General features: G+C 61.2%; 17 protein-coding genes. 7 read left to right on the top strand and 10 right to left on the bottom strand.

Features of this window, described 5'->3' with window-relative positions; translation table 11 throughout:
• The first annotated feature begins 1 nt into the window (after position 1).
• The gene (locus tag AC1PUL_RS09060) at positions 2–814 is read left to right on the top strand and encodes an ABC transporter permease (protein ID WP_480468546.1); all 813 of its coding nucleotides are present in this window, start codon (positions 2–4) and stop codon (positions 812–814) included.
• 30 nt (positions 815–844) lie between these two features.
• Here the strand turns inward: AC1PUL_RS09060 and AC1PUL_RS09055 are convergent, their stop codons facing one another.
• A complete protein-coding gene (locus AC1PUL_RS09055; protein ID WP_480467965.1) occupies positions 845–1,444 on the bottom strand; it encodes a hypothetical protein in 600 nt (199 codons plus the stop codon).
• A gap of 96 nt (positions 1,445–1,540) precedes the next feature.
• The gene (locus tag AC1PUL_RS09050) at positions 1,541–2,995 is read right to left on the bottom strand and encodes a TrkH family potassium uptake protein (RefSeq protein ID WP_480467964.1); all 1,455 of its coding nucleotides are present in this window, start codon (positions 2,993–2,995) and stop codon (positions 1,541–1,543) included.
• A gap of 132 nt (positions 2,996–3,127) precedes the next feature.
• Here AC1PUL_RS09050 and ilvA point away from each other — a divergent pair, with 132 nt between their 5' ends.
• Positions 3,128–4,342: a threonine ammonia-lyase gene (ilvA, locus tag AC1PUL_RS09045; protein ID WP_480468545.1), complete on the top strand. Its 1,215-nt coding sequence runs from the start codon at positions 3,128–3,130 to the stop codon at positions 4,340–4,342.
• Here the strand turns inward: ilvA and AC1PUL_RS09040 are convergent.
• Positions 4,335–5,324, bottom strand: a complete 990-nt coding sequence (locus AC1PUL_RS09040) for an alpha/beta hydrolase (protein WP_480467962.1) — start codon at positions 5,322–5,324, stop codon at positions 4,335–4,337. The genes ilvA and AC1PUL_RS09040 overlap by 8 nt on opposite strands.
• Before the next feature lie 115 nt (positions 5,325–5,439).
• On the opposite strand from AC1PUL_RS09040, the gene AC1PUL_RS09035 reads away from it, so the two are divergent.
• Both AC1PUL_RS09035 and AC1PUL_RS09030 read left to right on the top strand, forming a co-directional pair.
• Positions 5,440–5,760, top strand: coding sequence for an HlyU family transcriptional regulator (locus AC1PUL_RS09035; protein ID WP_480467961.1), 321 nt, complete (start codon positions 5,440–5,442; stop codon positions 5,758–5,760).
• 108 nt (positions 5,761–5,868) lie between these two features.
• Positions 5,869–9,090: an EAL domain-containing protein gene (locus AC1PUL_RS09030; RefSeq protein ID WP_480467960.1), complete on the top strand. Its 3,222-nt coding sequence runs from the start codon at positions 5,869–5,871 to the stop codon at positions 9,088–9,090.
• 46 nt (positions 9,091–9,136) lie between these two features.
• On the opposite strand, the gene AC1PUL_RS09025 is transcribed toward AC1PUL_RS09030, so the two are convergent.
• On the bottom strand, positions 9,137–9,751 hold the full coding sequence (locus AC1PUL_RS09025) for an FMN-dependent NADH-azoreductase (RefSeq protein WP_480467958.1): 615 nt from the start codon (positions 9,749–9,751) through the stop codon (positions 9,137–9,139).
• A 129-nt stretch (positions 9,752–9,880) separates the two neighbouring features.
• Here AC1PUL_RS09025 and AC1PUL_RS09020 point away from each other — a divergent pair, with 129 nt between their 5' ends.
• Entirely contained in the window at positions 9,881–10,810 is a 930-nt protein-coding gene (locus AC1PUL_RS09020) for a LysR family transcriptional regulator (protein WP_480467956.1), read from the top strand.
• A gap of 34 nt (positions 10,811–10,844) precedes the next feature.
• On the opposite strand, the gene AC1PUL_RS09015 is transcribed toward AC1PUL_RS09020, so the two are convergent.
• The 3 genes from AC1PUL_RS09015 to AC1PUL_RS09005 form a co-directional block, all read right to left on the bottom strand.
• Positions 10,845–11,183 (bottom strand): PilZ domain-containing protein, encoded by a 339-nt coding sequence (locus AC1PUL_RS09015; protein WP_480467954.1) that lies wholly within the window; start codon positions 11,181–11,183, stop codon positions 10,845–10,847.
• A 161-nt stretch (positions 11,184–11,344) separates the two neighbouring features.
• Positions 11,345–11,680: a PilZ domain-containing protein gene (locus AC1PUL_RS09010; RefSeq protein WP_480467953.1), complete on the bottom strand. Its 336-nt coding sequence runs from the start codon at positions 11,678–11,680 to the stop codon at positions 11,345–11,347.
• A gap of 92 nt (positions 11,681–11,772) precedes the next feature.
• Positions 11,773–12,234 carry an Lrp/AsnC family transcriptional regulator gene (locus tag AC1PUL_RS09005; protein ID WP_298464800.1) on the bottom strand — a complete coding sequence of 154 codons (462 nt, stop codon included), beginning with the start codon at positions 12,232–12,234 and terminating at the stop codon, positions 11,773–11,775.
• Between the two features lie 158 nt (positions 12,235–12,392).
• Between AC1PUL_RS09005 and ald the strand changes: the two genes are divergently transcribed.
• Positions 12,393–13,511, top strand: coding sequence for an alanine dehydrogenase (gene ald, locus AC1PUL_RS09000; protein WP_480467951.1), 1,119 nt, complete (start codon positions 12,393–12,395; stop codon positions 13,509–13,511).
• A 109-nt stretch (positions 13,512–13,620) separates the two neighbouring features.
• On the opposite strand, the gene AC1PUL_RS08995 is transcribed toward ald, so the two are convergent.
• Positions 13,621–14,091 (bottom strand): DUF1203 domain-containing protein, encoded by a 471-nt coding sequence (locus AC1PUL_RS08995; RefSeq protein WP_480467950.1) that lies wholly within the window; start codon positions 14,089–14,091, stop codon positions 13,621–13,623.
• 154 nt (positions 14,092–14,245) lie between these two features.
• Here AC1PUL_RS08995 and AC1PUL_RS08990 point away from each other — a divergent pair, with 154 nt between their 5' ends.
• Positions 14,246–15,142, top strand: coding sequence for a DUF4344 domain-containing metallopeptidase (locus tag AC1PUL_RS08990; RefSeq protein WP_480467948.1), 897 nt, complete (start codon positions 14,246–14,248; stop codon positions 15,140–15,142).
• Between the two features lie 12 nt (positions 15,143–15,154).
• Here the strand turns inward: AC1PUL_RS08990 and sseA are convergent, their stop codons facing one another.
• Positions 15,155–16,579 carry a 3-mercaptopyruvate sulfurtransferase gene (sseA, locus tag AC1PUL_RS08985; protein WP_480467947.1) on the bottom strand — a complete coding sequence of 475 codons (1,425 nt, stop codon included), beginning with the start codon at positions 16,577–16,579 and terminating at the stop codon, positions 15,155–15,157.
• 26 nt (positions 16,580–16,605) lie between these two features.
• Positions 16,606–17,337 (bottom strand): alanyl-tRNA editing protein, encoded by a 732-nt coding sequence (locus AC1PUL_RS08980; protein ID WP_480467945.1) that lies wholly within the window; start codon positions 17,335–17,337, stop codon positions 16,606–16,608.
• Positions 17,338–17,346 lie beyond the last annotated feature (9 nt).

Here is a 17,346-nt window from a genome sequence, read left to right as displayed (position 1 = left end):
GATGACGATGGACAGCCAGGTCGCAAGACCTAAGGCCAAGCCGCTGATGCAGCGGATCAACTGGGTGCGGGCGGCGCCCTTCCTCTACACGCTGGCGCTGTTTGCCATCTGGGAACTGACGGTGATCGCGCTCGACATGCCGCCGACCATCCTGCCGGCGCCGACGCGGGTCTTCGAGGCGGTGGTGCAATACTGGTCGCCGATCTGGAAGAATTCGCTGCAGACGCTCTACACAACGACGCTCGGCTTTCTGATCGCCGTCGTCGCCGGTCTGGCGCTCGGGCTTTTCATCGGCTGGTCGAAGACCATCTATGCCGGGCTATACCCGCTGATGATCGGCTTCAACGCCATCCCCAAGGTGGCGCTGGTGCCGATCCTCGTCATTTGGTTCGGCATCGGCACGGTGCCGGCGGTGCTGACCGCCTTTCTGATTTCCTTCTTTCCGATTGTTGTGAATGTGGCGACGGGCCTCGCCACCATCGAGCCGGAAACCGAGGACGTGCTGCGGGCGCTGGGAGCAAAGAAGCTCGACATCATGCTGAAGGTCGGCATTCCCCGCTCGATGCCCTATTTCTTCGGCTCGCTGAAGATCGCGATCACGCTCGCTTTTGTGGGCTCCGTCGTGTCGGAAACGGTGGCGTCGAACTACGGCCTCGGCAACATGATGAGTTCGGCCCAGAGCCAGTTCAACGTGCCCCTGGTGTTTGCGGGCCTGTTGGCGCTCGCTGTAGAGGGCATCGCCATGTATGCGCTGATGGCCTGGCTCGAAAAGCGCATGACCGGCTGGGCGCATCGCTCGACCATGGCGAATTGACGGATAAAGCTGGGTGCTCGAAACGGGCGCTCAGCTCTTGTCCTTCAGCGTGAAGGGCAGTTCGAACGGCGTCGAACGTTCGGCGATCACGTCGTTGACGATGTAGCGCAGCACATAGCTGCCGGGCTTGGCCCCGGCCACATCGAGCGTGAGGTGGGTATAGACCTCGATCGCATCGGACTGGCTGGTGAAGGTGAAATTGCCGAATTCCTTCTGCAGCGCCAGCGTCTTGCCCTCGTCATCGGTCAGCTCCAGATCGACGGTGAAATGCGACTGGCGCTGGTTGTCCGCTGCCGCCTGCCATTTAAGGCCGGTCACCTCGACATAGGTGATCAGTTTTTCGCCGGTCACGAAAACCGGCTCGGCCTTTGGCGTATAGGCCCGATAGGCCTTTGGTACCTCGGTGATGAAGAGCGCACGGGGCACCGTCAGCGGCAGGGTCTGCGTGAACGCGGCAAGCCCGGAGCGGATCGCCTCGAAGGCGCCTTTCGCATCGTTTTGTGCCGCGAGCTTCTCCGCCTCGATCGCTGCATCGAGCAGCGGACCGGCCTTTGCCGGGGCGGCGGCGAGAAGTGCTGTGACAAGGGCAAAGGCAAGCGGACGGGCAGGGGCGGCGTATATCAAGGACACGTGATTCTCCCGCGTTGGTCTGCGCGGAGTGTGGGAAGAACGACGGCAGCGCGTCAAGCGCCGATGCCGCCATCCAGGGTCACGTTGGCCTGAAAATCAGGAGCGCCAGAACATTGGTACGAGAAGAACGAGCACGGTCAGGACTTCAAGGCGTCCGAGCAGCATCGCAAGTGACAGAATGTAGAGCTCCGGATCGTTCATCATCGCAAAATTGCCGACCGGACCGATCAGCGGTCCGATGCCTGGGCCGACATTTGACAGTGCCGTAATGACAGAGGAGGTGGCGGTGGCGAAGTCGTAACCGGCGAGTGCCATGGCCATGGAGCCGATCGCCCAGATGAAGATATAGGCGCTGACGAAGAGGAAGACGGCGCGCTGGGTATCCGCATCGACGATCTGGTTCCCGTAGCGCACGGAATAGACCGCATTGGGATAGATCAGCTTCTTCAGGCCCGTGACAATGATGTTGAACAGGATGACGAAGCGATAGGCCTTGATGCCGCCGGCCGTCGATCCGGAGCAGCCGCCCATGAAGGTGGCAAAGAAGGCGGCGGCGACCGCAAATGGCCCCCACAACGTATAGTCTTCGCTGGCATAGCCCGTGGTGGACAGGATCGAGGCGAAGTTGAAGAAGGAATGGGTCAGCGCCACCGGCAGTTCGATGCCGTTTCGCAGGTGGTTGTATAGGCCCCCGGCAATGGCGAAGGCGCCGAGATAGCCGAGAAAGACGAAAATCTGCGGGTCGCGCAGGGCATCCAGACGTCCGCGTACCAGAAGCACGATCAGGATCGAGAATGGCAGGCTGCAGAGCGTCATGAAGAAGGTCGAGACCCAGAGCAGCGCATGACTGTCAAAGGCCGCAAACGAATTGTCGTAATTGCCGAAACCGGCCGTCGCGACTGTCGTAAAGGCGTGTACGATCGCATCGAAATGACCCATGCCGGTCAGGTCGTAGGCGATGATGCAGGCAAATGTGATGGCGACATACACGGCCATGAAGGCACGCGTGAAGGTGGCGATGCGGGCAAACGGCTTGTCACCGATATCGGACGATTCCATTTTGAAGAACGAAACGCCGCCGACACGCAGGAAGGGAAGGACGAAGAGCCCAAGTGCGACGATGCCGATACCGCCGAGCCAGGCAAGCAGTCCGCGCCACAATAGAATGCCGGGAGAAACCTGGTGTAGGTTCGATATCACCGTCGAACCCGTGGTCGTGATTCCCGAAATCGCTTCAAACAGCGACTGGGCGAAGGTCAGATCAAGATCGGAGAAATAGAGCGGGATCGCGCCGACCAGCGAGAAGACGGCCCACAGCACGTTGACGAGCAGGAAGCCCATGCGCTTGGTGAAGGTCGGCATGGGGCCGCGCGTCGCCATCGCAGCGGTCAGAGACAGGCCGCCGACCATGGCGGCAGAGACCGTGAAGACCGACCAGGCCTCGTCCCCGTAATAAAGGCTGACCATCGCCGGGATGAGCATCGCCGTCGAGAGATAAAGACCGCAAAGGCCTGCGATGTAGACGACGGCGCGGAGCAGATTGGTATTCAAGGAATTTCTTCCGTCTGTTGCAGCTGAAAGAGGCTTTGTCTCTGCCCGTTCTCTATGCCATAGCGGGGCTCAGTCCAAAATTCAACGGAGGGTGACGTGACCCCCAGTCAAGTCGATGAAGCGCTGGAGGCGATGCGCGGCCTCTTTCCCGAAACGCCGCTGCAGCTCAACGAACATCTGAGCGCCCGCTACGGGGCCACTGTCTACCTGAAGCGCGAGGATCTGACCCCGGTTCGCTCCTACAAGATCAGGGGCGCCTTCAACTTTTTCCGCAAGATCGTCGCCGATAGCCCCTCCGGCACGACCTTTGTCTGCGCCTCCGCCGGCAATCACGCCCAGGGTTTTGCCTATGTCTGCCGCCATTTCGGTGTTCAGGGCGTTGTCTTCATGCCGGTGACGACGCCGCAGCAGAAGATCGACAAGACCCGCATCTTCGGCGGCGAATTCATCACCATCCGCCTGATCGGCGACATCTTCGACCAGTGCTATCAGGCCGCTCGCGAGCATGTCGAGGCAATCGGCGGCTATATGGTGCCACCCTTTGATCACCCCGATATCATCGAGGGCCAGGCGACGGTTGCGGCCGAAGTACTGCAGCAGTTGCCCGAAGGCGTGACGCCGGATCTCGTGGTCATGCCTGTCGGTGGCGGTGGCCTGTCCTCTGGCATGACCGGCTATATGGCCGGCAAGGTTTCGGCCGAGGCGATGATCTTCTGCGAACCCCAGGGCGCCCCGAGCCTGAAGAAGAGCCTCGAGGCCGGCAAAGTGGTTACGCTTTCAAAGGTCGACAATTTTGTCGATGGTGCTGCCGTGGCCCGGATCGGCGACCACAATTTCGACGCTCTGAAGAGCTTCCGCCCCGACCAGGTGTTGATCGTGCCGGAAAACGCGATCTGTGTGACCATGACCGACATGCTGAATGTCGAGGGCGTGGTGCTGGAGCCCGCAGGCGCGCTGGCGCTGGCGGCACTCGATTTGCTGCCGCGCGTGGCGCTGAGTGGCCGCACCATCGTCGCGGTCGTCTCCGGTGGCAATTTTGATTTCGAGAGGCTGCCCGACGTCAAGGAACGCGCTATGCGCTACGCCGGCCTGAAGAAATACTTCATCCTGCGCCTGCCGCAGCGTCCCGGAGCCCTGCGCGATTTCCTCAATCTCCTCGGCCCCGAGGATGATATCGCTCGGTTCGAATATCTGAAAAAGTCGGCGCGCAATTTCGGTTCCATCCTGATCGGCATCGAGACCGGCAAACGCGAGAATTTTGCCGAACTCTTCGACCGCTTCGATCAAGCGGGCCTTGGTTTCGAGGACATCACCGAAAACGAGATCCTCGCCAACCTGATCATCTGATGCCTTGCTGCGACAGCCAGTCGAGGATGATCGTCGCGATCGGCTCGGTGGTGTCGGGTGAGTAGGTATCCCCTGCGATGACGTGATTGTTGGCGTCGCCTGTCGGACCGGGATCAACAAGCGCATGATGCGCGCCCCAGCGGGCCGCGATTTCAGCCGTTTTATCCGGCCTGACGACCTTATCCTCCGCAGACTGCAAAAAGAGGGCAGGGATCCGGATATCCTCGACCGGCGTGTGGGTGGCAAGCCGGATCGATTGCGCCATCGGGATAAGGGCGGTCACAGGATAGTCCGTGGTCCAGTTGTGTGCATTGAGAGGGCTGATCGGCTCGAAGCCGCGCCGCTCCCCGAGAAGCAGCCGTGCCAGCGGGGCGCCGAATGGGCCGGTCAGCAAAAGGCTGCCGGAAGCCTGCACGCCGTAATTCGGCGCGAGAAAGACAGCGGCCACGACCTTGTCCGCCAGCGACGGGCGTCCGAGCGCCCAGGTGACGAGCGAGGCGCCTGTGGATGTCGAGATCACGACGACCCTGTCGCCCAGGAGCCGGCCGATCGCAAGCGCCTCGCCGACATCGGCAGCCCAATCTTCGATTGTCGCCAATCCCAGCGCGTCCGGGTCGTCAAGGCCGTGGCCGCTGAGCCGGGTGAAGAAAAGATTGGCAGCCAGCGCCTTGGCGACGAGGTCGGGCAGTGGGCGGACCTCCGCCGCCGAGGCCGAGAATCCATGCACATAGATCACCGAAATCGGTGTCTTCTGCTTCTGTGTCGGGTCCGCCCAGACGATCTGTTTGGCAAGACCTTTGCGGATGGGCTCGGACTTAGCCTCTCCCTCTGCGATTACTGTTTCGATCTGACTAAGCGGTACATCAGCGCCGACCTCCGCTTCTCGTTCGAGCGCCAGGACCGGTGGTCTGATGTGCAGGTATGTCACCACAGCGGCAACAACGACGATAAGTGCAAGCAAGGAGCTGATGATCATGCGCATTCCCGTGTCTCCCGAGGTCCCTCCCGACCGACAGCGACTGTAACACGCCGTCTTGATCGCGGAACCCGTAAGGCACGGTCTTCCTTGCGGTCTCGTCCCGTGCTAAGGGGCAAGCATGTCTATCCTGTCTAGTATCCTCTCGATTTTCACCGGCGGGTCCTCGTCTGAGGCCAAGAGCAAGCCGCTTGCCGAGCCGCAAACCTACAAGGATTGCGTCATCCACGCCGAGCCCATCCGTGAGGGCAGCCAGTATCGTTTGGCGGGGCGCATCGAGCGCGAGATCGAAGGACGCATGCTGACCCGCAAGTTTATCCGGGCCGATGTCTTTACCTCGCTCGACGATGCGCTGGACTGCACCTTCCGCAAGGCGCAGCAGATTATCGATCAGAACGGACCGTCACTGTTCGGTGACGGCGAAGAGACACGAATCGTCTAAAAGCAACGGCTTATCGCGAGGATTTGTTTCCTTGCGGTGACAGAATGTTAATGATGCAGCGCAACACTGTTCCGGAGATATTGACCGGGTTTTCCAGTGATTTTTGCATTGCGCTCTGTTCTTGTCACCGCTCCTCTTTGTTTGGTCGGTAGCCTCGCCTGTGGTGCTGTTGCAGCCCAGGCCGCCGATGGTGCTGCGGTTCAGGCGGCCAGAGCCTCGGCCGATCTCGCCTGGCTGATGTCCGCTGCCGGAATGGTCATGATGATGCAGGTTGGTTTCCTGCTTCTCGAGGCCGGCATGGTCCGCTCGAAAAACTCCATCAATGTCGCCCAGAAAAACCTGCTCGATTTCGTCTTTGGCGTCGTTGGCTTCGCCGTCGTTGGTTTCATGTTCGCCTTCGGCACCTCTGCATTCCTACCCATCGGCCTGGACGGCGACTATTTCCTGCTGAAGGGGCTCGACAGCTGGCTGGCCGGCTTCTTCGTCTTCCAGGTGATGTTCTGTGGTACGGCCGCCACCATCGTCTCCGGTGCCATTGCCGAGCGCATGACACTGTCTGCCTATGTGCTCGGCTCGATTGTCCTGTCCACCCTGATCTATCCCGTGTTTGTCCATTGGGTCTGGGGTGCTGCGATCGCACCCAATTCGGGAGCTTTTCTCGGTAACCTGGGCTTTGTCGACTTTGCCGGGTCAACTGTCGTTCATGCCACGGGCGGTTGGGTCGCGCTCGCCGCCTGCCTTGTCATCGGTGCAAGGCGTGGTCGTTTCGAAGCAGACGGGCGCCCGGTTCGCATCGCCGGTAACAATCCGGTGCTATCAACCACGGGCGGTCTCATCCTGTTCTTCGGTTGGATCGGTTTCAACGGCGGCTCGACGCTCGCTGCCAATGCGGATGTTGCGCCGATCATCCTCAACACGGTGCTGGCTGGCGGCATGGGCACCTGCGTCGGCTATGTCATCGGCGCCAAGCAGGACGGCGTGGTCCTGCCGGAAAAGGCGCTGTCGGGCATGCTGGGGGCATTGGTCGCAGTGACGGCCGGCTGCCATATCCTCGATCCCGGCGGGGCATTGCTGACCGGGGCCCTCGGCTCGATCGTCGCGGTTGTCGGCAATCAATATGTCGAGGAAAAGCTGAAGGTCGATGATGCCGTTGGCGCTGTCGGTGTGCACGCCTTCGCCGGTGTTGCAGGCACCCTGTCGCTCGCGCTCCTGGCCCCCTTCGAACATCTTCCGGCGGGCGGACGCTTCGACCAGCTCTATATACAGGTCTTCGGCTCGGCTCTCAATTTCTACTGGGCCTTTGGCCTCGGTTATGCCTTCTTCTGGATGCTCGACAGGCTCGTTCCCGTTCGGGTGACTGCCGAGGTCGAAGATATCGGCCTCAATGTCGCCGAGCATGGGACACGACTCGGTGTTGGCCATGTCGAGGATGCCTTGTCCAAACTGGTGTCGGGCAGGGCTGATCTCGGTGACCGGCTGGCGGTCGATCCCGGCGATGAGGCCGAGAAGCTGACACGGTTGTTCAACAGCCTGATGGACAACATCCAGCAGCAGGAGCGCAGCCGTAGCGAGTTGGAAGCCCAGGTGCGCGACCAGGAAGAGGCGGAGCGGGTGACAGCGCTCGCCAATGCCACCTTCGAAGCGATCGTCATGCATGAACACGGCGTGGTGATCGACGGCAATGAACAGTTCGAACTACTAACCGGCCGGTCGATGAAGGAACTCGTCGGAACCCCGATCATCGACCTCGTCGATGAAGCCGGACGCCGGATGCTGACCGACGATCCGAACCCGGCCCCCGACATCTCCAGAGAGTTCCAGATCGTCAGACCCGACGGGACGACAATCCCCATCGAGGCACGCGGACGCAACATTCTCTATCGCGGTCGCCATATCCGCATCAGCTGCCTGGTGGACCTGCGCGAGCGCAAGGCTGTCGAGGGCCGTATCCGCCATCTGGCGCAACATGATCCGCTGACGGGCCTGCCCAATCGGGCCCTGTTCACAGACACCCTGGCTGCCCATGTGGGCCAGGCGAATGAAGGCTGGGGCTGCGGCGTGCTACTCGTGGATCTCGACCACTTCAAGGATGTCAACGATCTCTACGGCCATCCGGCCGGTGATGAGGTCATTCGCGAGACGGCGAGACGTTTGACGGCGATCCTCGGTCCCTCCGACATGGCCGCCCGGCTGGGCGGTGACGAGTTTGCCGTGATCCTCGCCAATTGTCATTTCGAGACACAGCTCGAAGATGTCGGGCGTCGCCTTGTGGAAGCGTTCCGACAGCCGTTTGATACGGGTCAGGGCGAGCGGATCAAATGCGGCATCAGCATTGGTGGCGCGCTTTGCCCCGAGCATGCCGGCGAATTGGATGAACTGATCGGCCGCGCCGATGTTGCCCTCTATCATGCCAAGAAGTCCGGCCGGAACACCTTCCGTTGCTATCGCAGGGGCATGGACGAGCTGATCGAAAAGCGGCGTGCGCTGGAAGCCGATCTCGAGCAGGGACTGGAGCGGAGGGAGTTTGAGCTCTATTTGCAGCCGCGTGTGGCCGCACGGGATGGCGCGATCGTTGGTTACGAGGCGCTGGTGCGCTGGAGACATCCGGAGCGGGGTATAGTTCAGCCCGGCGATTTCATCCCTGTCGCAGAAGCCTCGGGAAAAATCATCGACCTCGGCGAGTGGGTGCTGGCCGAAGCCTGCCGCCTGGCAGCAGCTTTGCCGGAACACCTTCATGTCAGCGTCAATGTTTCCCCGATCCAGTTCCGCCATCCGCAATTTCTGGAAAGGATCGAGGCCATCCTGTCCTCCGCGGATATCTCTGCCCACCGGGTGGAGCTCGAAATCACCGAGAGCGTGCTGATTGACGACGATCAGAGGGCGCGGCTGATTCTCGGGCATATCAAGACACTCGGCCTCAGGATCGCGCTCGACGACTTCGGCACGGGATATTCCTCGCTCAGCTATCTCAGTCGCTATCCCTTTGATGTTATCAAGATCGACCGCAGCTTCGTTTCGGCCCTGGGCACGGAAGAGGCCGCCGATGCGATCGTTCGCACGATCATCGATCTCGGCAACGGGCTCGGCATGCGGGTCGTGGCAGAGGGTGTGGAGACGGTGGATCAGGCTCGAACCCTCAGCGCAGCCGGCTGTGACGAACTGCAGGGTTACCTGCTCGGCAGGCCGAAACCCGTCGCCGAGATCGAGGACGCCATCAGTGACGGCATCGTCGCCGAACTGAAGAAGATTGCACGTCTGCCGAACCATCGAGAAAGACGGCTTGCTCCAGCCGAGAGAAAGGCGCCGCCGGCCAGGGTCGCCGGCGCCTGAAGGATGACAAGGCGGCTCCGAGGCTGCGCCTCAGAGCAAGACTGCCTCAGGCAGCCCGCGCCAGTTCCTCGACCTTCGCCTTGGCCGAGGCAACCGCCTTTTCGGCCGCTTCCGGACCATAGGCGACACCTTCGACAAAGACCGTCTCAACGAGCTCGATGCCAAGGAAGCCGAGCACGGTCTTGAGATAGGGCTCGGCATGGTTCATCGGCGCGCCGGGACCGGAGGAATAGATGCCGCCGGCTGCGAGCACGAGATAGGCCTTCTTGCCCTTGGCGAGGCCGACCGGGCCATTCTCCGTATAGCTGAAGGTCAGGCCGGCGCGGGCCACGTGGTCGATCCAGCTCTTCAGCGAAGAGTAGATGTTGAAGTTGATCAGGCCGGTGCCGATAACGATCGTGTCAGCGGCCATAAGTTCGGCCACGAGCGCGTCGGACAGCGCAACGGCTTCGGCCTCTTCCGCGGTACGGGCGTCGGGCACCTTGCGGATGGCGGCGGTGAAGGTGCCGTCGACATGGTCAAGCTGGCTTTCGACGAGGTCGCGATGCACCAGGCTGCCGCCGGTCTGGCCGGCGAACTTCTCGGCGAGCTCGGTCGCGATTGCGTTGGAGAGGGATTCCGAGCCGCGCGGGCTGGAGGTGACGAGAAGGATGGAACACATATGCATTTCCTCGAATGGTGGAGGGCCTTTGGGAGCAGGCCTGCCATGCATCTATGCCTGACCACGCATCGATGAAACTGTGATAATCTAGATCGGTGATATCGAATAACTGGATGGATGCCCGTCGTCATGGATGCCAACCCGACCCTCGACCAGCTGCAGGTCTTCCTGACCGTTGCCGATACCGGCAGCTTTTCGGCCGCCGCCCGACAGCTCAACCGCGCCCAGTCGGTGGTCAGCTACACGATCGGCAATCTCGAAAACCAGCTCGGCGTGTCGCTGTTTGAGCGCACCGGCACGCGCCAGCCAAAGCTGACCGACGAGGGCAGGGCAATGCTCACCGATGCCCGCCGCATCGTCGGCGATCTTCAAGTGATGCGCGCCAAGGCGCGTGGCATGCGTCAGGGGCTCGAGGCGGAGCTTTCGATTGCCATCAGCGTGCTCGTGCCAACGGCGGCGCTGCTGTCGGTCCTTCGCGACTTCCAGCGACAGTTTCCCTCAATCTCGCTGCGACTAGAAATTGGCGAACTCGGCCGACTTGTCGAGTTGGTGTTGAGCGGCAAGGCGACGATTGGCATCGGGGGGGCACTGGCCCGCCAGGACGATAGGCTGATCGTCGACCGCATCGGCCACAATTTCTTGCTGCCGGCCGCCGCGGCGGATCATCCGCTGGCCAAACGGCAGGTCACGCTCTCCCTGCAGGATGTGCGCGAGGAAACCCAGATCGTTGTCAGCGACGCATCGGATCTCACCTCGGGACGGGACTTCAATGTCCTGTCCTTCAAGACCTGGCGTGTCAGCGACATGGCAACCAAGCACCAGCTGATCAAGGGCGGTCTCGGCTGGGGCGGCCTGCCGGCCTCGATCATTCGCGAGGATGTGGAAAAGGGTCGGATCGTGCATCTCGACCTGCCGGCATACGAGCAGGGTACATATAATCTCTACGCCATCAGGCGAACAGACAATCCACCCGGGCCGGCCGGCGCCTGGCTGATCCGCGCCTTCGAGGAGCGCTTATCAAATTGTCCAATGGATTACAGAGTGTTGGCCAAGCCTTGATGAACATATCTTGTGCCTCAATCGGCATCCGCTATCACGCCAGCACGAGATTGCGTGGGTCCCGGTGGAAATTGCGGAAATAGGCGGTGATCTGAGCGACCGTGTTGCTGGTCATTTCAAATTCGACCCCCATCTTGCCGGCGCGATACCAGCGCACCGAGGCTTCGATATGGCCGAGCTCTGCGCAATGCACGGTGACGGTCGCGCCGCGCTTGGCTTCAATCCATCCTTCGAGTTTCATGGCCATGCCGGTTCTGGAAATATCCAGGATCCGCACGTCAAGCCGCTGGCCCATGAAATTCAGCGTGCCACGGATATGGCAGCGAATGCGTTGAGTTCGGCGACCATCGGGGCTGAGTTTGGCTGCAAGCATTCCTATGCGCTCCGTCAAAAATGACTGGTTGAAACGCAGGAAGCCTCGGCCACGCGCCTTAACGGCGACTGGCCAAACTCATTAAAATGCGAGTGATATCCCTAGGAGAATTCAGGTATTTCTCGCGCGATTCCGGCAATTTACCGTTAATCGGACGATGCTCAGCGCGTGAGCACGGGGCGCACGTCCTGATGCACGTTTCGGAAGTAGGCAGCGACCTTGGCGACCGAATTGCTGTTAGGGCGGAACATGATGCCGATACGGCCGCCGTAATTCCAGCGGACCACGCCTTCAAGATGGCCGATATCGTCATTCTCGATCACCACCTGACTGCCGGCTGCCGCCGGGAGCTTGCTGGCCAGTTCAAGTGCGAGACCCGTGCGCGAAATATTGATCACGCGTCCAACCGCTTCCTGCTGGAAATACCGGATCTTGCTGTCGAGCCGGCAGCGGCTGCGAGGCGATTTTCGAACATCCATTCCGAGATTATTGCTCATGATGCCGTCCTGAAGTGAAGGAATGGCCCATGCTTACGCCCCATCCGTGAGAATGGTCTAAATCATTTCATTAGGATTTTCAGGATCGACCTTTATAGGCCCACATTGGGTCGATCGATGACCTCGCGCAACGCAAAGCTGGAATTGATCTTCACCACGTGGGGCAGGGCGGAGAGCCAGTCCCGGTGGATACGCTCGTAGTCTTCCAGGTCCTTTGCGGCGACGCGTAGGATATAGTCGTATTCGCCCGACATCAGATAGCAGACCAGCACATTGGGACAGCGCTTTACGGCGGCCTCGAATTCCGTCAGCGTCTTGGCAAACTGGCCCGACAGCGAGATGTGGACGATGACCATCATCTTGTAGTCGATCGCCTTGTGCGAAAGGCGGGCGTGATAGCCGCTGATGACGCCTGCCTTCTCCAGCATGTCGTGGCGGCGCGAGCACGCCGAAGGCGACAGCCCGACCTTTTCGGCAAGCTCTGCATTGGTCATCCGGCCATTCTCCTGAAGTGCCTTCAGAATGGCACGATCGATGGCGTCGAGTTCGGTCATTCGTAGAATTCTCCGTTTTATGGCTGATTTACGCAAGAAGCTTCGAATTGTCTCGCGCCGAACCCCTCACTTTGCAAGGACATTTTGCGTCCGTGGTGGTTCAATTTCCGTATCTGAAACAAAGCGGCTTTGGCTGCGAATAAAGAGAGGAACACTCGATGCGCGTCGGTTGCCCGAAGGAAATCAAGAACCATGAATACCGTGTCGGTCTGACCCCCGGTGCCGTCAGAGAATATGTGGCGCATGGCCATGACGTCCTGATTGAAACGGGTGCGGGTGCCGGTATCGGCGCCGACGACCACGCCTATATCGCCGCCGGCGCGAAGATCGCAGCCTCGGCCAAGGACGTGTTCGAAAAGTCCGACATGATCGTCAAGGTCAAAGAACCGCAGCCTTCCGAATGGGTGCAGCTGCGCGAAGGCCAGATCCTCTACACCTATCTGCACCTGGCGCCAGATCCGGACCAGACCAAGGGCCTGATCGAGTCGGGCGTCACGGCCATTGCCTATGAAACCGTGACCGACGAGCGCGGTGGACTGCCGCTGCTCGCCCCGATGTCGGAAGTCGCCGGCCGCCTGGCGATCCAGGCGGGTGCGACGGCCCTGCAGAAGGCCCATGGCGGCCGCGGCATCCTGCTCGGCGGCGTGCCGGGCGTTCTGCCGGCCAAGGTCACCGTCATCGGCGGCGGCGTGGTCGGTCTGCATGCGGCCAAGATGGCCGTCGGCCTCGGTGCCGACGTCACCATCCTCGACCGCTCGCTGCCGCGCCTGCGCCAGCTCGATGATATCTTTCACGGCCGTGTCCACACCGTCTATTCGACGATCGACGCGCTGGAGCAGGAATGCTTCTCCGCCGATCTCGTTATCGGCGCCGTCCTTATCCCCGGTGCCGCAGCCCCGAAGCTTGTGACCCGCGAGATGCTGTCTGGCATGAAGAAGGGCGCCGTCGTCGTGGATGTCGCAATCGACCAAGGCGGCTGCTTCGAAACCTCCCATGCCACGACCCATTCCGATCCGACCTACGAGGTCGATGGGATCGTACATTACTGCGTTGCCAACATGCCGGGTGCGGTTCCGATCACCTCCGCCCATGCGCTCAACAACGCGACGCTGGTCCATGGTCTGGCGCTTGCCGATCGTGGCCTGCGGGCGATTGCCGAGGATCGCCACCTGCGCAACGGCCTGAACGTCCACAAGGGCCGCATCACCAACAAGCCGGTCGCCGATGCGCTGGGCTATCCCGCCCATGCACCGGAATCCGTGCTGAACGTAGCGTAAGGTCGCACTCTCCGGTCGCCTTACGCAGCGTCAGGTCCGTGAATGTATCGTGTAACGCGGCCGATCCGGGTCGGCCTTCCCATCGGCCGGCCCGTTTTCATGCGTAGCATCAGCCTCGCTCGATCCGGCACTGATAGCAGTTGTTGCGGGCTGAGCGCACATGCACATAGGCGATGTCGGGATTGCCGAGGAGTACCTCAGCCCGCGCCATGATCGCGTCCGTCGCCACCACGCCGCCGCTGCCATAGACGATGCGATCGTCATGGCCATAGCCACGGACGATGTAATCCGGGCTGCCGAGCATGGGCGGCAGCACCTCCGTCGCCTCGTATTGCGGGCAGGCCTCCGCATGCAGGAAGATCGGGCCTGTTTCCGCATAGGGCTGGAGCGCCGGGAAGGGACGATAGGCCAGCGTCAGATAGGCTTCGCCTGCAGCGATTTCACCAAGGCAGTGGCGACAGGGATAACCGCCGGGAGAAACGCGCCGTTCGGGAATAAGTCCATAGGCGTCCGGCGCGCCGTTGCGGTAGGCGGCAGCCTCTGCCGAGGGCATGGGTAGAAAACGAATGGCAGATGTCATGAAAGCCTCCTTGATCAGATCTCGCTCGTTTTCACCTCCGGCGGCTCTTTCCGCCACCCGATTCCTGCGGCGTTCCTTCCAAAAATAATGGTTCTCAGACGGCCGGACTTCGCGCTAGATATCGTCATATTCAGACCATCAGGTGAGGGGTTCCATGAAGTCCTTGAAGTCAACATGGGTTGCGACGCTCGTTATGTGCATGGCCATGCTGTCCATGTCGTCGGCGCAGCTTAAGGCTCAGGAACTGACAGACGAGCAGGTGCTGGAAGGTCAGCAATTTGTCATCAACAATGCGATTTTCATTCTCTTCCACGAGGCCGGCCATATGCTGGTCTCGGAGTTCAATCTGCCGGTCCTCGGCCGGGAAGAGGATGCGGTTGATGCGCTGTCGGCCGTGCTGCTGCTCGGTGCACAGGACGAGGAATTGAATACCACGATGCAGGACGCGGCCGATGGCTGGTTTCTGCTCGACGATGCGAATGAAGACGGCCCCCAGGAAGATGATTTCATGGGCACCCATGGCCTGGACCGCCAGCGCGCCTATGCCATCGTCTGCATGATGACCGGCGCCGATCCAGAATTCTTTAAGGTGTTTGCCGATTCGCTCGAGTTTCCGCAGGAGCGTCGTGAGGAATGTGCCTTCGAATACGAGAAGGCACGCGACAGCTGGATGAGCCTGCTGGCCGCCAACATGACGGAAGGCTCAAAAACCAAGTTCACGGTGAACTATGAGCCTGCCGGCAACGAGGATCTGCAGGGGTTTGCCGATCTTCTAAAGAGCGCTGGGGCACTGGAGACCATCGCCACCGTTTTCGGCGAGGGCTACAATCTGAAGGACGGCATCAAGGTCACCGGCAAGGCCTGCGGTGTGGAGAATGCCTTCTGGGATCCCGAGGCTCGCGAGATCACCTATTGCTACGAAATGGCCGCCTTCCATGCGGAACTCATTGCGAACTGGTTTGACAACCAGGGCGCCGAGAACGCCGAAAGCGAAGAGGCGACAGACGCAGAAGGCGATGCGACGACCGTCAAGCTGAAGAAGAAGGAATGAGGGCGAACGCCCTCAGCCGTCGCGCTTGATCAGCGCCAGAAGCTCCTGGTCGGTCATCGGATCGACCAGGGCATTATAGGTTCCGACGGGCGAGAAGCCGAACTGCTGGTAGAGCTGCAGCGCACGGGGATGGTCGAGCGAATTGGTGGTGACAGTCACCTTTTTCGGATTGCTCGACCAGGCCGCATAGAGACACTGCAGCAGGAACCACTTGCCGATGCCAAGCCCGAGCGCATGCTCGAAAAGGCCAAAATAGGAGAGCTCGACGAGATCGTCGTTTTCCTGCGACAGCTCGTAGAAGCCGGCCGGCGCGCCATTTACATAGAGAACCGAAATCGACACCTTTTCGGTATGGATGATCGCCTTTAGCTGGTCGTCGGGCATGCGCAGCCGCTCATACCAGTGCCAGCGGGTGCCGACCTGGCGATGCAGGAAGCGGTAGAAGGGCAGCGGGATCTCATGCGTGCGCATGATCGCCGTCTGGATATTCACCGGCACCGGCAGGCTGGACTTCGGCGGTGCGCTCATTTCGAGCCGTGTGACATGGGCCGTCAGCGGCCCCGATGTCTTGGAGCCCAGCGGGTCAGCCTTGCCGGTGACGATCGGCGTGTCGGTCTTCGAGCCCCATTCCGACCAGGAGCCGTCATAGAGCGAATTGTCGGTATGCCCCAGGCTTTCCAGCGCCAGCGTGACGACCGCCGCCGTCACACCGGAGCCGCAGCTGGTGACCACGGGATTGTTGAGATCGATGCCGGCATCGGTGAAGATCGAGCGCAGCGTGGCGAGATCCTTCAGGCGGCCGTTTTCCGACAGCGAGGCGGCAGGCACGCTGCGTGCACCCGGCATATGGCCGGAACGCATGCCGGCACGCGGTTCCGGCTCCTCGCCGGTGAAACGGCCGGCCGGGCGGGCATCGGCAATCTGCCGGTCGCCATTGTCGGTGATGGCTGACATCTGGTCGAAGGAGGTGAGCTTTGCCCGGTCGAACTGTGCCTCGAAGGTGACGGGCGCCGGTTCCGGCAGGTCGGTCTCGAGCCTGCGGCCCTCCGCCTTCCAGCCGTCGATCCCGCCATCGAGCACATAGACGCGGCGCGCGCCCATCACACGGAACATCCACCAGACTCGCGGGGCCGAGAAGAAGCCGGGACCGTCATAAACGACGATCGTGTCCTCGGAGGAAATGCCGAGCTGGCCGACGGCCTGGGCAAAGAAGGAGGGCGAGGGGAGCGAATGGGGAAGGCCGGTCGAGGTATCGGCGATCACGTCCTGATCGAAGAAGACCGCGCCCGGAATATGGCCGGAGGCATATTCGACGGCGCCGTTGCGCCCCTGGGCGGGTAAATACCAGGACGCGTCGACGAGTTTGAAACCGGGCGCCCCAAGGTTCTTTTCGACCCAATCCGCCGAAACGACGAAACGGCTTCTTTCACCCGACATGCACTTCTCCCGTACGTTCCTATGGCTTAGGTCTCCGGGGCTCCAAAGCGAATGCGGAACCGGCGGTTCTCCTTGCCCTTCTTTTCGATCTTGGCGATATGAATCGCACCGACCTCCTGGGTCTCCGAAACATGTGTGCCCCCGCAGGGCTGGCTGTCAACGGCGGAGTTCTCGCCGATACAGACCAAGGACACCCGACCAAGGCCGACGGGCGGGCGGACATTCTTCGACTTGACGATCCCGGGGTTCGCCGCAAGCTCCTCGTCGGTGATCCACTGGAGATAAACCGGATGGTTTCCGCCCACGAGTTTCATCAGGTCTGACGTCACCTGATCCTTGTCGATGGTCTCGCCCATGTCGAAATCGACCCGGCTTTCCTCTTCGCCGACGGCAGCCCCGGTGATCGGATAGGGGCAGACGACCGAGAGCAGGTGGCAGGCGGTGTGCATGCGCATCAGCCTGTAGCGGCGCGGCCAGTCGACATGCAGGACGAGCTGTTCGCCAAGGGCGGGCAGGGGCTCGCCTTCGGCAGGGCGGTGAAGGATGACGTCCTTGGTGGCGCCGTGGCGCGTCTCGGAAAGCTGGATGTGGCTGCCGTCTTCCCGCTCGAAGAAGCCGGTATCGCCCGGTTGGCCACCGGAGGCGGCATAAAAGCAGGTCTGGTCGAGTTCGACCGCGCCGTCTTCATGCACTGCGGTCACCACCGCCTCCGCCGTCGAGAGATAGAAATCGTCGCGGTAGAGGGCGATGGTGGTCATGGCATTGCT

The organism is Rhizobium sp. P43, from assembly GCF_056730705.1.
This window is presented reverse-complemented; position numbering and strand designations above follow the sequence as displayed.

Coding starts and splice junctions, on each gene's coding strand:
- ald (WP_480467951.1), top strand. CDS start 12,393: ATGCGCGTCGGTTGCCCGAAGGAAATCAAGAACCATGAATACCGTGTC.
- AC1PUL_RS08995 (WP_480467950.1), bottom strand. CDS start 14,091: ATGACATCTGCCATTCGTTTTCTACCCATGCCCTCGGCAGAGGCTGCC.
- AC1PUL_RS09060 (WP_480468546.1), top strand. CDS start 2: ATGACGATGGACAGCCAGGTCGCAAGACCTAAGGCCAAGCCGCTGATG.
- AC1PUL_RS09035 (WP_480467961.1), top strand. CDS start 5,440: ATGTCTATCCTGTCTAGTATCCTCTCGATTTTCACCGGCGGGTCCTCG.
- AC1PUL_RS09020 (WP_480467956.1), top strand. CDS start 9,881: ATGGATGCCAACCCGACCCTCGACCAGCTGCAGGTCTTCCTGACCGTT.
- AC1PUL_RS09040 (WP_480467962.1), bottom strand. CDS start 5,324: ATGCGCATGATCATCAGCTCCTTGCTTGCACTTATCGTCGTTGTTGCC.
- AC1PUL_RS09005 (WP_298464800.1), bottom strand. CDS start 12,234: ATGACCGAACTCGACGCCATCGATCGTGCCATTCTGAAGGCACTTCAG.
- ilvA (WP_480468545.1), top strand. CDS start 3,128: ATGCGCGGCCTCTTTCCCGAAACGCCGCTGCAGCTCAACGAACATCTG.
- AC1PUL_RS09015 (WP_480467954.1), bottom strand. CDS start 11,183: ATGCTTGCAGCCAAACTCAGCCCCGATGGTCGCCGAACTCAACGCATT.
- AC1PUL_RS08990 (WP_480467948.1), top strand. CDS start 14,246: ATGAAGTCCTTGAAGTCAACATGGGTTGCGACGCTCGTTATGTGCATG.
- AC1PUL_RS08980 (WP_480467945.1), bottom strand. CDS start 17,337: ATGACCACCATCGCCCTCTACCGCGACGATTTCTATCTCTCGACGGCG.
- sseA (WP_480467947.1), bottom strand. CDS start 16,579: ATGTCGGGTGAAAGAAGCCGTTTCGTCGTTTCGGCGGATTGGGTCGAA.
- AC1PUL_RS09025 (WP_480467958.1), bottom strand. CDS start 9,751: ATGTGTTCCATCCTTCTCGTCACCTCCAGCCCGCGCGGCTCGGAATCC.
- AC1PUL_RS09010 (WP_480467953.1), bottom strand. CDS start 11,680: ATGAGCAATAATCTCGGAATGGATGTTCGAAAATCGCCTCGCAGCCGC.